This window comes from Billgrantia pellis, assembly GCF_008297955.1.
Taxonomy (GTDB): Bacteria; Pseudomonadota; Gammaproteobacteria; order Pseudomonadales; family Halomonadaceae; genus Halomonas; species Halomonas pellis.
The window spans coordinates 720950-734271 of sequence record NZ_VTPY01000001.1; the positions used below are offsets into that span (position 1 = coordinate 720950).

The 13322-nt window shown below is 63.2% G+C and carries 9 protein-coding genes and 2 pseudogenes; all 11 read left to right on the forward strand.

Annotated elements, in window-relative coordinates; genetic code table 11:
* The first annotated feature begins 9 nt into the window (after nt 1–9).
* The 11 genes and pseudogenes from F0A17_RS03305 (at nt 10) to F0A17_RS03350 (ending at nt 13315) form a co-directional block, all read left to right on the forward strand.
* Nucleotides 10–2214 (forward strand): polysaccharide biosynthesis tyrosine autokinase, encoded by a 2205-nt coding sequence (locus tag F0A17_RS03305; RefSeq protein ID WP_149326889.1) that lies wholly within the window; start codon nt 10–12, stop codon nt 2212–2214.
* 135 nt (nt 2215–2349) lie between these two features.
* Nucleotides 2350–3666, forward strand: coding sequence for a nucleotide sugar dehydrogenase (locus F0A17_RS03310; RefSeq protein WP_149326890.1), 1317 nt, complete (start codon nt 2350–2352; stop codon nt 3664–3666).
* Between the two features lie 29 nt (nt 3667–3695).
* Entirely contained in the window at nt 3696–4646 is a 951-nt protein-coding gene (locus F0A17_RS03315) for a Gfo/Idh/MocA family oxidoreductase (protein WP_149326891.1), read from the forward strand.
* A gap of 9 nt (nt 4647–4655) precedes the next feature.
* Nucleotides 4656–5249, forward strand: a pseudogene (locus F0A17_RS20545) (acyltransferase); the annotation flags it as partial.
* Between the two features lie 102 nt (nt 5250–5351).
* Nucleotides 5352–6389 (forward strand): annotated as a pseudogene (locus F0A17_RS20550) (DegT/DnrJ/EryC1/StrS family aminotransferase); the annotation flags it as partial.
* Nucleotides 6390–6478: 89 nt separating this feature from the next.
* Nucleotides 6479–7888: a lipopolysaccharide biosynthesis protein gene (locus F0A17_RS03325; protein WP_228716797.1), complete on the forward strand. Its 1410-nt coding sequence runs from the start codon at nt 6479–6481 to the stop codon at nt 7886–7888.
* A gap of 159 nt (nt 7889–8047) precedes the next feature.
* Nucleotides 8048–8476 carry a GNAT family N-acetyltransferase gene (locus F0A17_RS03330; protein WP_187774603.1) on the forward strand — a complete coding sequence of 143 codons (429 nt, stop codon included), beginning with the start codon at nt 8048–8050 and terminating at the stop codon, nt 8474–8476.
* Nucleotides 8477–9418: a GNAT family N-acetyltransferase gene (locus F0A17_RS03335; RefSeq protein ID WP_228716790.1), complete on the forward strand. Its 942-nt coding sequence runs from the start codon at nt 8477–8479 to the stop codon at nt 9416–9418.
* Nucleotides 9419–9423: 5 nt separating this feature from the next.
* Entirely contained in the window at nt 9424–10872 is a 1449-nt protein-coding gene (locus tag F0A17_RS03340) for a polysaccharide deacetylase family protein (protein ID WP_228716791.1), read from the forward strand.
* Nucleotides 10873–10890: 18 nt separating this feature from the next.
* Entirely contained in the window at nt 10891–12234 is a 1344-nt protein-coding gene (locus F0A17_RS03345) for a hypothetical protein (protein WP_149326896.1), read from the forward strand.
* Nucleotides 12194–13315, forward strand: coding sequence for a glycosyltransferase family 4 protein (locus F0A17_RS03350; protein ID WP_149326897.1), 1122 nt, complete (start codon nt 12194–12196; stop codon nt 13313–13315). The genes F0A17_RS03345 and F0A17_RS03350 overlap by 41 nt, the downstream gene beginning before the upstream one ends.
* Nucleotides 13316–13322: the final 7 nt, after the last annotated feature.

A 13322-nucleotide genomic window follows, 5' to 3' on the forward strand; every position in this document is an offset into this window, starting at 1 on the left:
TGCTTACCGATGGTGAAAGAGATCAAGCCGAGCTCACGCCCAAGCCCAAGCCATGACGATATCGATCTGGGAAGGCTGTTCGGCGTCCTGCTGGATAACAAGTGGTTGATTCTCCTTGTCACGGCCGTATTCGCCCTGGCCGCGGTGATACACGTGCAGCTGGCCACGCCAATCTACCGTGCCGATGCGCTGGTCCAGGTGGAAGGCAAGACTGGGCTGAACAATCCGCTGGCCGAGGTGCGCTCTCTTCTCAGTGAAGAGCCAAAGACCGACGCCGAGCTGGAGATTCTGCGTTCCCGCATGGTGCTCGGCCAAGCCGTCGATCAGGAGCGTCTGGACATCGTCGTAACACCGACCCGTCTTGCGCTCATTGGCGACTTTCTGGTGCGACGCGGCATGGAGCGACCCGGTTTCGCTCAACGCAGCGTGTGGGCCGGGGAATACCTCAACATCGGCGAGCTGCACGTCGACCCGGTATGGCTGGGGCGTGCGCTGCGACTGGTGACCGGGGCAGCGGGAAGTTATCGGCTCTACCACGACGACACGCTGTTGGGAGAAGGCCAGGTAGGCGTGACGGAGCAGTTCGATGAAGGGCGGATCGATCTGCGTGTGGTCGAGCTCGAGGCGGGCGAAGGGGCCGAGTTCACCGTGGTACGGCAAACCCGCCTGGCGGCGATCAATCACCTGCGCTCACGCTTCAGTGTCGGCCAGCGCGGGCGCGACAGCGGCGTGTTCATCATGACCCTGTTGGATGAGGACCCTCGGCGCGCAGCGCGCACTTTGAACGCTATCACCCAGATATACCTGACCCAGAACGTCGAACGTCAAAGTGCCGAGGCGGAACAGAGCCTCGAATTCCTCGAGTCGCAGGTGCCCCAGGTACGCAGCGATCTGGCTGACGCCGAGAATGCATTGAACACCTTTCGCATGCAGCACGAGAGCGTCGATCTATCGCTCGAGACGCGCTCGGTGCTCGAGAGTGTGGTGGAGATCGACGCTCGCCTCAGCGAACTGGAAATGGAGCAGGCCGAACTGACGCGTCGCTACAACCCCTCGCATCCGCTCTATGCCGCCCTGATGGAAAAGCGCCACAGTCTCGAGCGGGACCGCGAACGGCTCAATGAACGCATTCAGTCCTTGCCCGAGACCCAGCAGCAGGTCCTGCGCATGTCGCGCGATGTGGAAGTGACCCAGCAGGTCTACGTGCAGCTGCTCAACAAAATCCAGGAGATGAGCATCACCAAGGCCAGTACCGTCGGTAACGTGCGCATCCTCGACGATGCGGTGGCCCAGCCGGGGCCGGTGGAGCCGCGCAAGCCCGTCACGGTGGCCATGTTGACCCTGGTGGGTGCCTTCCTCGCCGTGGCCTTCGTGATCGTGCGTAGCATTCTCAACCGCGGGGTGGAGAGCGCCGAGCAGATTGAGGATCTCGGGCTACCGGTATACGCCACCGTGCCGCTTTCCGACGATCAGCAGAAGCTGGTACGCCGGGTGAAGCGACGCAACCGTCGCCATGGACGCGAAGTGGCCTGTGGGGTCCTGGCGCAGAATGCGCCTGATGACACTGCGATCGAGGCGCTGCGCGGCCTGCGGACCTCGCTGCACTTCGCCATGCTCGAAGCCAGCGACAACCGGCTGATGATCACCGGCCCGAGTCCGAACATCGGCAAGAGTTTTATCAGCGTCAATCTTGGGGCGGTCATTGCCCAAGGCGGACAACGCGTGGTGATCCTCGATGCCGACATGCGCAAGGGCCATGTGCATACCGCATTCAATGCCGACAGCAAGGGCGGATTGTCGGAAGTGCTGGCCGACAAGGCCGAGCTCGACGAGGTCATCCGTCAGTCGCCCATCAGTGGGTTGAGCTACGTGGCGCGCGGCAAGGCGCCGCCCAACCCCGCCGAGCTGCTGATGGGCGAGCGTTTTGCCCGTCTGCTCGAGGCGTTGAGCGAACGCTTCGACCTGGTCGTCGTCGATACGCCGCCGGTCCTCGCCGTGACCGACGCCGCCATCATCGGCCATCACTGCGGCACCACGCTGATGGTGGCCCGCTTCGGCCTCAATCCGCCACGCGAGGTCGATGTCGCCATCCGCCGCCTCGAGGGCAGCGGCCTCCAGGTCAAGGGCGGGATTCTCAACGCCATCGAGCGCAAGGCCGCCACCAGCTACGGCTACGGCTATTACCACTATGCCTACAAGACGACCCAGACCTGAGCGCTACCCAAGCGCGCGGGCCTTGTCCGTGCCTGCCTCGGCAGGCCGTTCCCTGACGTGGAGCCGGCTGTCCGCATCGCTGCGCTCGGCATGGCGACACGTCGATCACAACCAAACGTAAACCATGGAAGCGTTATGACCACTATCAAAGATCGTCTGATTGGCCGGCTCGAGCGCAAGGATGCCGTGATCGGGATCGTTGGGCTCGGCTATGTGGGGCTGCCCCTGATGCTGCGTTATAGCGAGGTTGGCTACCGCGTGCTGGGTATCGACATCGATGATGCGAAAGTCGACAAGCTCAACGCTGGCCGCAGCTATATCGACCACATCTCCGCCGAGAGAATTGCTCGCGCTCTCGATACCGGCTTCGAGGCCACCAGCGACTTTTCGCGCGTGGCAGAAGTCGATGCCGTGATCTTGTGCGTGCCGACCCCGCTCAACAAGTATCGTGAGCCCGACATCAGCTTCGTCATCGGGACCGTGGACGCGCTCAAGGCGCATCTGCGCGAAGGCCAGGTGATCTCGCTGGAGAGCACGACCTATCCGGGCACCACCGAAGAAGAGTTGCTGCCGCGGGTCGAAGAGGGTGGGCTCAAGGTTGGCGAGCAGCTATTCCTGATTTACTCGCCGGAGCGCGAGGACCCGGGCAATCCGAACTTCGAGACTCACTCCATTCCCAAGGTGGTGGGAGGGCATACCCCGGCCTGCCGCGAGGTTGGCGTGGCGCTCTATCGCCCGGCCATCGACCAGGTGGTGCCGCTGAGCTCGACCCGTGCCGCGGAGATGACCAAACTGCTCGAAAACATCCATCGTGCGGTGAACATCGGTCTGGTCAACGAGATGAAGATCGTCGCCGACCGCATGGGGATCGATATCTTCGAGGTGGTCGATGCCGCCGCCACCAAGCCTTTCGGGTTCACGCCGTATTATCCCGGGCCGGGACTGGGCGGACATTGCATTCCGATCGATCCGTTCTATCTCACCTGGAAGGCGCGCGAATACGGACTGCACACCCGCTTCATCGAACTTTCCGGTGAGATCAACCAGGCAATGCCCGAGTATGTCGTTGGCAAGCTGATCGAAGGCCTCAACCAGCAGGGGCGCCCCCTGAAAGGTAGCCGGATACTGGTGCTCGGCATCGCCTACAAGAAGAACGTCGACGACATGCGAGAGTCGCCCTCGGTCCACATCATGGAGCGGGTGCGCGATCGCGGGGGCGAGGTGGCCTACAGCGACCCGTATGTGCCGGTCTTCCCGACCATGCGGGAGCATCACTTCGATCTCGAGAGCGTACCGCTGACGCCTGCCACGCTGGCCGAGTACGACGCCGTGATCCTGGCGACCGATCACGACCGCTTCGATTACGACATGATCCGTGCCCACGCCCGCTTGATCGTCGATACCCGTGGCATCTACCGCGGCGAGAGCGATGAGCGAGTGATCAAGGCATGACCCAACAGCCAACCGGACGGAATGACGCCATGAAATACTTCGCCCTGATCGGTGCTGCCGGCTACATCGCTCCCCGTCACATGAAGGCCATCAAGGAGACCGGCAATCATCTGGCGATGGCCTACGATATCAACGACTCGGTGGGCATCATCGACTCGATCTCGCCGGAGAGTGAGTTCTACACCGATTTCGAACGCTTCCTGGAAAGCGCCTGGCAGCGTAAGCGCGACCCTTATACCGCGCTCGACTACGTCTCGGTATGTTCGCCCAACCACCTTCACCATGCGCATATCGCAGCGGGGCTGCGCTTGGGCTGCAACGTGATCTGCGAGAAGCCGCTGGTGCCCACCCCGGCACTGCTCGATGAGCTGGAACGGGTCGAGCGGGAAACCGGTCGCCGCGTCTACAACATTCTCCAGTTGCGTCATCATCCAGCGATCGTCGAGCTCAAGGAGCGTGTGGCCACCCTGCCGCGCGACGACAAGTACGACGTCGAGCTCACCTACATCACTTCGCGCGGCAAGTGGTACCAGGAAAGCTGGAAGGGTGATCCGCGCAAGTCGTTCGGCGTGGCGACCAACATCGGTGTGCACTTCTTCGACATGCTGCACTTCGTGTTCGGCAACCTCGAGCGCAACGTCGTCCACTACGCTGACGACTACCGGGCGGCGGGCTACCTCGAGTATCGCAAGGCCCGGGTACGCTGGTTCCTGTCGATCGACAGCGACGATCTGCCCAGCAGCGTCCAGGGGCAGCAGACCACCTATCGCTCGATTCTCTGCGAGGGCCGCGAGATCGAGTTCTCGGGCGGCTTCACCGATCTGCACACCGTCTCCTACCAGGAGATCCTTGCCGGCCGTGGCTACGGCATCGAGAGTGCTCGCCACTGCATCGAGACGGTCGATACGATTCGCAATGCCTCTCCGGAGATGCCGGCCCGCAACGAAGCGCATCCCTGCCTCAAGAAGCATGCGATGTGAGGAAACGGCATGGACAATCAACCCGCTGATACCCGCTACCCCGGGGTACGGATCCATCCCAGCGCCATCGTCGACGAGGGGGCCGAGATCGGCGAGTCGTCGCGCGTGTGGCACTTCGTCCACGTCTGCGGTGGGGCACGCATCGGTCGCGGCGTCTCGCTCGGGCAGAATGTCTTCGTTGGCAACCGGGTCGTGATCGGCGACCACTGCAAGGTGCAGAACAACGTGTCGGTGTACGACAACGTCACCCTCGAGGCGGGGGTGTTCTGCGGCCCGAGCATGGTCTTCACCAACGTCTACAACCCACGTTCGCTGGTCGAGCGCAAGGACGAGTACCGCGACACCCTGGTGCGTGAGGGCGCCACTCTCGGCGCCAACTGCACCATCGTCTGCGGCGTGACCATCGGTCGCTATGCCTTCGTCGGGGCCGGCGCCGTGATCAACCGCGATGTACCCGATCATGCGCTGATGCTTGGCGTGCCGGCCCGTCAGCACGGCTGGATGAGTCGGCACGGTGAGCGCCTCGACCTGCCGGTGGAGGGTAAGGGGGAGGCGATCTGCGCGCAAACCGGCGATCGCTACCGGCTCGAGGGTAACCGGCTCGTCTGTCACCCCGCGCAAGAGGCACCCAATCTCGCTGCCAAGGACACCCAGCGCATGGATTTCATCGACCTCAAGGCTCAGCAGGAGCGGATCCGTGAGCGAATCAACGTCGGCATCCGCAACGTACTCGAGCACGGCAAGTACATACTGGGGCCCGAAGTGGACGAGCTCGAGGCGCGTCTGGCCGACTACGTCGGGGTACGTCACTGCATCACCTGCGCCAACGGCACCGATGCCTTGCAGATCGCCCAGATGGCGCTGGGTATCGCGCCCGGCGACGAAGTGATCACACCGGGATTCACCTACATCGCTACCGCCGAGACCGTGGCGCTGCTCGGCGCGCGGCCGGTCTACGTCGACATCGATCCGCGCACCTACCTGCTCGACCCGCAGAAACTGGAGTCCGCGATCACGCCGCGCACCCGAGCCATCATCCCCGTGTCGCTCTACGGTCAGTGCGCCGACATGGACGCCATCAATGAGATTGCCACGCGCCACGGCATTCCGGTCATCGAGGATGCCGCCCAGAGTTTCGGTGCCACTTATCGCGGCCGCCGCTCCTGCGGCCTGACGACCATCGCGACCACCTCGTTCTTTCCCAGCAAGCCGCTGGGAGGCTACGGCGACGGCGGAGCGCTGTTCACCGACGACGACGAGCTGGCCAACGTGCTTCGCCAGATCGCACGCCACGGCCAGGGGCGGCGCTACTACCACGTCCGGGTCGGTGTCAACAGCCGGCTGGATACGCTGCAGGCGGCCATTCTGCTGCCCAAACTCGACATCCTCGACAAGGAATTGGTACTGCGCGAGAAGGTGGCCGAGCGCTATGGACGACTGCTGCGAGCGCATGGCTTCGAGACGCCTCATGTGGAGCCGCACAATACCAGTGCCTATGCGCAATACACGGTGGAGGTCGACGATCGTGAGGTGGTGATCGCGAAGCTGGCCGAAGCCGGCATTCCGACCGCGGTGCACTACCCGATTCCGCTCAACAAGCAGCCGGCGGTTGCCGACCCGTGCGTCGACTTGCCGGTGGGCAATGCCGCATCGCGCCGAGTGATCAGCCTGCCGATGCATCCCTACCTGTCGGCCGAGGATCAGGACCGGATCGTCTCGGCGCTCCGGGAAGCCGCGGTCTGAAACGGACGGTCGGGGAGAGACGTTACGTGTTGAATCGCCTTGTGGTTCCGGCCCGGCGTCTGCTGCCCACCCAGGGTTTCGCCCGAGGGGTGAGCGTTCTGGTGGGGGGGACGGCGAGTGCTCAGTTGCTGACGGTCCTTGCGGCACCGCTACTGACTCGCCTCTATACCCCCGAGAACTTCGGCATGCTGGCCGTCTTCACCGCCTTCCTGGCGCTTTTCACTGTGTTGGCTGCCGGGCGCTACGAGCTGGCGATTCCGTTACCCGAGGATGACCAGGATGCGGCCAACCTGGTGCTGCTTGGGCTGTTCTGTGTCGTTGTAATGGCGAGCCTCGCGGCGCTCGGCGTCCTGCTCTGGTCCGAGACGATCGCGGTGGTGCTCGGGATCCCGGAACTGGTGCCACACCTTTGGCTGGTGCCCTTCGGCATTCTGTTCATCGGCATCTATCAGGTCTTCAACAAGTGGGCGGTAAGAGTCAAGCGTTTTGACCAGGTGGCCCGCACGAGGATCTGGCAGGCGTTGGGTACACTAGGCTTGCAGATTGGCGCCTCACCGCTGGGGCCGGTCGGTTTGTTGGGCGGGCAGGCGGCCGGCCAGGGCGTCGGCGCCACCGGGTTAGCGGTCTCCGCACTGTCTCGTCCCGAGTTTCGACGCTGTTCCGTGGTGGGCATGGTTCGTCAGGCGCGACGCTTCAAGAACTTTCCGATCTACTCGACCTGGACCGGTCTGTTCAATACCGGCAGCCTCCAGCTGGCGCCGATCGTCTTCGTTGCCCTCTACGGAGCCACGGTCGCTGGGCTGTACGGCTTGACGCTGCGGATCCTGACGATGCCGGTCAGCCTGATAGGGCAGGCTGTGGGCAATGTCTTCCTGTCGCACGCGCCGGAAGCCAGACGCAGGAACGAGCTACCTGCGCTCGTTGAGTCGTTGCACAGAAAGCTCGCTATCCTGGGTATTCCTTCCCTGGTTTGCCTCATGGTCATCGGCCCCGAATTCTTCGCGACGATTTTTGGCGAAGAATGGCGAAAGGCGGGCTCCTATGCCCAGTGGATGCTGCCTTGGCTCTATATCCAGTTTCAATGGTCGCCATTGTCCATGCTGGCGAGCGTTCTCGAGCTTCAGCGCGATGCCATGGTGGCCCAACTGCTGATGCTCGTGGCGCGTTTCGGTGTGTTGTTTGGACTCTTTGCTGCAGGCGCCGAGGCGGATACGGCGATTCTCGCGTTCGCCGCGGTCAGTGCTGTCGTTTATATGCTTCAGCAGGCTTGGTTTTTCGCCAAGGTCGACGTTTCGTTCGTTCGCAGCGTGCGTTTCGAGTTGGTGAACTTGGCCATGTTCACGCTTCTTTCCCTGCCGTTGATCATGCTGTACCTCCGCGAAAGCCTATCCCTGGTCTGGTTTATCACCGGCATGGTGCCTTTATCGGCAGGCTGGGTGTGGTGGCGCATTCGTCATGAGGCGGTCCTTCCTCGGCAGCCAAGCGGCTTGAGGTCTTGAGACATGAAACGATTTATCAAGCAAGCGAGAGCACTCGTCGCTGGGCTTCATGTGATACGCCATAGCCTGATACTGGCTCACCACTTGGCGAGGCGTGAACCCGTCCAGGCGGGAGCGGTCGTGTACCGCGGCTTGCAGAAACATGAATACGATCAAGCCATGGCATTTTATACCGCGCTTCATGACGGCAGGCGCCTGGCTTGGCCACAGAGGTTTCTCTACCGACTTGCGGGCGACAAGCTGGTGTTGGTGGCGGTAATCGAAGAGTCCGGTGCCACGCAAATAATCGGAATCGACATGTTCTACGTGAATGCCCGGGATCGCGCCGAGCATACCGTACATGAAGGGTATATCGGGGTGAGACGGGATATGACCGGCAAGGGCGTGGCAACGGAGCTCAGGAAGGTGGCGATCGAGCACTTCGCTCGTCATGGGCTCAAGGGCGTCTCATCACGCATTTCGGCGGACAACGCTCCCTCGCTCGTGTCGGCGAAAAAGCTGGGGTTCGTGCCGGTCGACCGTTATCACGACGCCGCCATGCGGGCCGAACGCTTGTATCTCATTCGCTGGTTCCAGGAAGGACGTTGAATGGAAGACATGCTCAAGAGAACCGACCCGCTGTTCCATCCCGGGTGGATTCGCTTCAACGAACAGCGTTGGGGGCTCGAGGCCGAGCCGCTGACCTTCTCCCCGGAGAAGGGCGACGGCTGGCGACTGGAGACGGTGCTCTATCGCAACCGTCAGGGGCGACTGGTGACGCCACCGCGCAATCCGCATCTACCCCTCGATTTCGGCTGCACCAGCGAGCGACCCGCCGCGCGCAATCGTCGCAAGCGCCTGGCATTGACCCGACTGGCCGAGTACCTGCAGGAGTGCGAGTTCGGCGGCAGTCTCAGCCTCTCGTCGGTGGCGGATGATATCCGTCCGTTTGAGTGGGCCAACATGACGGCTCGGCCTCGCTTCACCTACCACCTGGATATCGCCAATCGTGACGACTGCATCGACCCCAATGCGCGCAAGAAGGCGCGCAAGTGTCGCCGGCTCGGCTATCGCTGCGAGGTGACCGAGGACTACGACGCCGTGGCCGATTGCCTGGCGGGTCCCGAGACGCGCAAGGGCTTCGACTATCGCCTCGATGCCGCGGAACTCGCGAGACTGGCCGATCTGATGGGACCTCGGCACTTCGTCTGTTTCCTGGCGCGTAACGCGCAGGGCGAGGCAACGGGGTCAAGGGTCTGTCTCTTCGCGCCGGGCGGTCATGCCCTGGCCTGGTCCGCGGGCATGAAGACGGAAGCCATGAAGGATGGCGTCAACAACCTGGTCGCCGAAGAGGCGCTGAATTTCTTCGAGAAGCAGGGGTGCAGCGTTTTCGATTTCATCGGCGCCAACATCGCGCCGGTGGCGGAAATGAAGGAGGCATGGGGCGGGCGGCTGGTTTGCCATTACTCGATCAGCCAGCGCGGTATTCGTCAGCTGGCGCGTGAGGCTTACGTCACGGCCCGCACATTGATGAAGAGGGAATCCAAGTGAATGACATGACTGCACTGCACGATCGGCATTCCCAGGCGGGGCGGGACGCTTCGCTAGACGCAACCCCGCTACCGGGAAACCTGTCGGCCGCGGCGGCACCCACCGAGACCGGGGAGCCGGCGCTGACCTGGCTGGAGAGGGTCCTGCAGGAACGCTTCGGTCTGCCGCTGTGGCTGGAGCGTGACGGCTCCGAGCGGATTCTTCTGCGTCATGCGGGAGCGCCGGGACACCTGTTGTTCGACCGGCTTCAGCCGGGCTTCTACCTGACCGGGGTGGAACTGCCTTGCAGTCAGTGGGATGTGGCCGCGGAGGGCTTCAGTGCTCCGCTGGACATGCCGCTGCCGGCGCCGGGTGCCGCCAGCCTGCCGCAACCGCTGGTGGAACCGGTGCCGGGCGGCCTGGCGGTTCACTACGACATCCTCGGTCTTACCTACTGGATGCTGTCACGCCTCGAGGAGGTCGATGCCCAGACGCTCGACCGGCACTGTCGCTTTCCTGCCAGCGCCTCCCATGCCGGGCGGCACGGTTACTTGGATCGTCCCGTCGTCGACGAATGGCTCGCGGTACTCGGCCAGATCATCCGTTGCCAATGGCCACAGGCGAACCTGCTCCAGCATCGTTTTCGCCTGCGTCCGTCGCATGATGTCGACCGTCCCAGCCGCTACGGCTTTGCTCGAGACGTGCGCCTGGCGCGAGCGATGTTCGGGGACATCCTGCGCAATAGCCGGCCACAGGCCCTGGTAATGGGTCCCTGGATCCGGCTGCGCACGCGTCGCCGTCTGCATCCGCTCGATCCGCTCAATACCTTCGACTGGTTGCTGGATGTCTCCGAACGCCATGGCCTGACCAGTGCCTTCTACTTCATTTGCGGCCGCACCGACCCGCGCAAGGATGCCGACTACGAGCCCGAGCACCCGGCGATACGGCACCTCATGCGTTGTATCCATGAGCGCGGACACGAAATCGGCTTGCACCCCAGTTATCACACCTTCCGCAACCCCAAGGAGCTGGCCAACGAGGCGAATCGCCTGCGTCGGGTCTGTGCCGAGGAGGGAATCGAGCAGCCGCAGTGGGGCGCGCGCATGCACTACCTGCGCTGGCAGATGCCGCTGACGCTGCAGGGCTACGCCCAGGCCGGTCTCGATTACGACACCACCCTGGGCTACGCCGAATCGCCGGGCTTCCGTTGCGGAACCTGCTTCGATTATCCGGCGTTCGACCCGGTCAAGGGCGAGCCGCTTGCGTTGCGTATCCGGCCGCTGATCGCCATGGAAGCCTCGGTCATTTCGCCGCTCTACCTGGGGCTCGGCACGGGGGAGTCGGCCTTCGAGCGGTTCAGCCTGCTGAAATCCCGCTGTCGCGCCATGGGCGGTACTTTCACCCTGCTCTGGCATAACTCGGAGCTGACCACATCGGCCCAGCGCGACCTATATGAACGTGTGCTGGCCGATTGAGCGGGGGGAGGAAACCGCATGGTCCTGTCCGGCGACGCCTTGACGGCACGCGCTTCCGCCATCGGGTTCTTCGTGTTGTTCCCCGGCTTCATCGTCTATCACACCCTGGTGGCGATGGGGGTGATGCCGGCGCTGCTGGGCGGTCTATTCGGTGTGGTGTCGGTGATGCTGTTCATCGTCTACTCCGCTCTGCTGCCATCGCAGCTTCACGGCATGCTGGTGTCGACCCGGGGGTTTGCGTTGATGGCCTTGGCCTTCTTCGCCTACGTGCTGGCCTGGGGACTGGTCAACTACGGTCTGCAGGGGGGGCGGGTCATGCAGGCGGCGCTGATCCAGACCATCGAGACGCTGGTGCTATGGCTGGTGCTGTTCATGATGGGCTATCGCCTACCGCTTGATTCGCCGCGGTTGGCACGGGCCTTTTGGATCGCTTTCGTGCTGATCGCCGCTTATCTGGTTTTCCATGTGGCAACCACCGGTCAATGGATGTTCTTCGCCCGTCATATGATCGAGGCCGAGGAGGGTGAGAACGTCTCCACCTATCAAGGCTATGCCCGCAGTGCCCTGGTGCTGTTGGTCTACCTGATCGCGATCAGTCAGCGAGCCAACGTGAGGGCCGGTCTGATCGTGACCGGTGCCTTCGTCATGTTCGTGCTCGGCGCACGCTCGGAACTCTACGCCTTTCTCGCCCTGTCGGCGGTGCTGCTCATGCTGTGGGCGGGGATGCGCGTGAAGTACATGCTGACGTTGCTGGCGGTTGCGGCGGCACTGATCGTCCTCGTCGTCAGTCAATTCGAGTCGCTGGCCGGAAGCCGCCAATTGCAGATTCTGGACCTATCGGGGACCAGCTCCTGGCTGGCGCGCCAGAACCTCGGTCAGCGTGCCGTGGAACAGATCGTCAGCAGTCCGTTGCTTGGCCGGTTCGGCGGTCATATCAGCTCATCGGGTGTCACCGGCGGCTATGCCCACAGCATGCTGTCGGCGTGGGTCAATTACGGGCTGCTGGGCTTCCTGCTCTATGTCGGTCTGACCGCGAGCGCCTTTCTCGGCTCCGCCTACCGTATGGTCGTGGTCGGCGATCACGGCGCCTGGTGGGTGTTTGCCTTCGCCACCAATTTCGTCTCCCTGCTCCTGATCGTGCTGGCCAAGCCCGTGTTCTGGCCGTTGCCGGCGCTCGGTTGGGGCGCATTCGCCAATGCCCTGGTCGCGACGCGTCGTGAACGGAACGAGGAGACAGCGCTTCAAGACGATTCCGCCGCGACTTGGCATGACGACCAGGAGCAGCATGGCGCTGCAAGAGACTTACAAGGACGCAACGATAATGAGAGTGGCACATCTGACTTCCGCCCATCCACGCTATGACACGCGTATCTATCACAAGCAGTGCCGCTCATTGGCCGCCGATGGCCATTCAGTGACACTGATCGTCGCCGACGGCGAGGGCAACGAGGAGCGGGACGGAGTGAGCATCGTCGACGTCGGACGGTTGCCCGGACGCGTGAATCGAGTGATGAAGACCACGCGGCGAGTCTTCGAGCGCGCCCGGCGGATCGACGCCGACCTTTACCACTTGCACGATCCCGAGCTGATGCCGGCGGGGCGCCGCCTCAAGCGACTGGGCAAGCGAGTGATCTACGACGCTCATGAGGACCTGCCGCGGCAGATGCTGGCCAAGCATTATCTCGGCAGTGCCGCCCGGCAGGTGCTGTCGCGAGGCGTCGACTTCTACCAGCGTCGAATCAGCCGGCACTTCGACGCGGTGGTGGCCGCGACGCCCTATATCCGCGACCGCTTTGCCGAATTCCACTCGAATGTCGTGGACGTCAACAACTTTCCGATGCTCGGCGAACTGGATGGTGCGCCGGATGCCCGCCTGACTGCCGCTGTGGGTGAACCGCCTGCCGTCTGCTACGTGGGTGGGATCGCCGAGGTTCGCGGCATCCGCGAACTCGTGCGGGCCATGGAGAAGGTCGAGCACGGCTGCCGGCTCCAGCTCGCCGGAGATTTCAAGACACTCGCCCTGGAGCAGGAAGTGATGACCTATGCCGGCTGGGAGCGGGTCGAGGCGCATGGCTATCTCGACCGCGACGGCGTGCGCCGGGTCATGGCCAGCTCGATAGCCGGCCTGGTGACGCTGCATCCGATCATCAACTACCTCGATGCCTTGCCGGTGAAGATGTTCGAGTACATGAGTGCCGGGCTGCCGGTCATCGCCTCGGACTTCCCGTTGTGGCGTGACATCGTCGAGGGAAGCGATTGCGGTCTGTGCGTCGATCCGCTCGATCCCGGCGCGATCGCCCGGGCCATCGATTTCGTGGTGGCCAATCCAGCGCGAGCGCGCGAGATGGGCGACAACGGTCGGCGGGCCGTGACCGAGCGTTACAACTGGCAACAGGAGGAACGCAAACTGCTGAGCACTTATCGAGCACTATCCGCTGACTGAGGCCGGG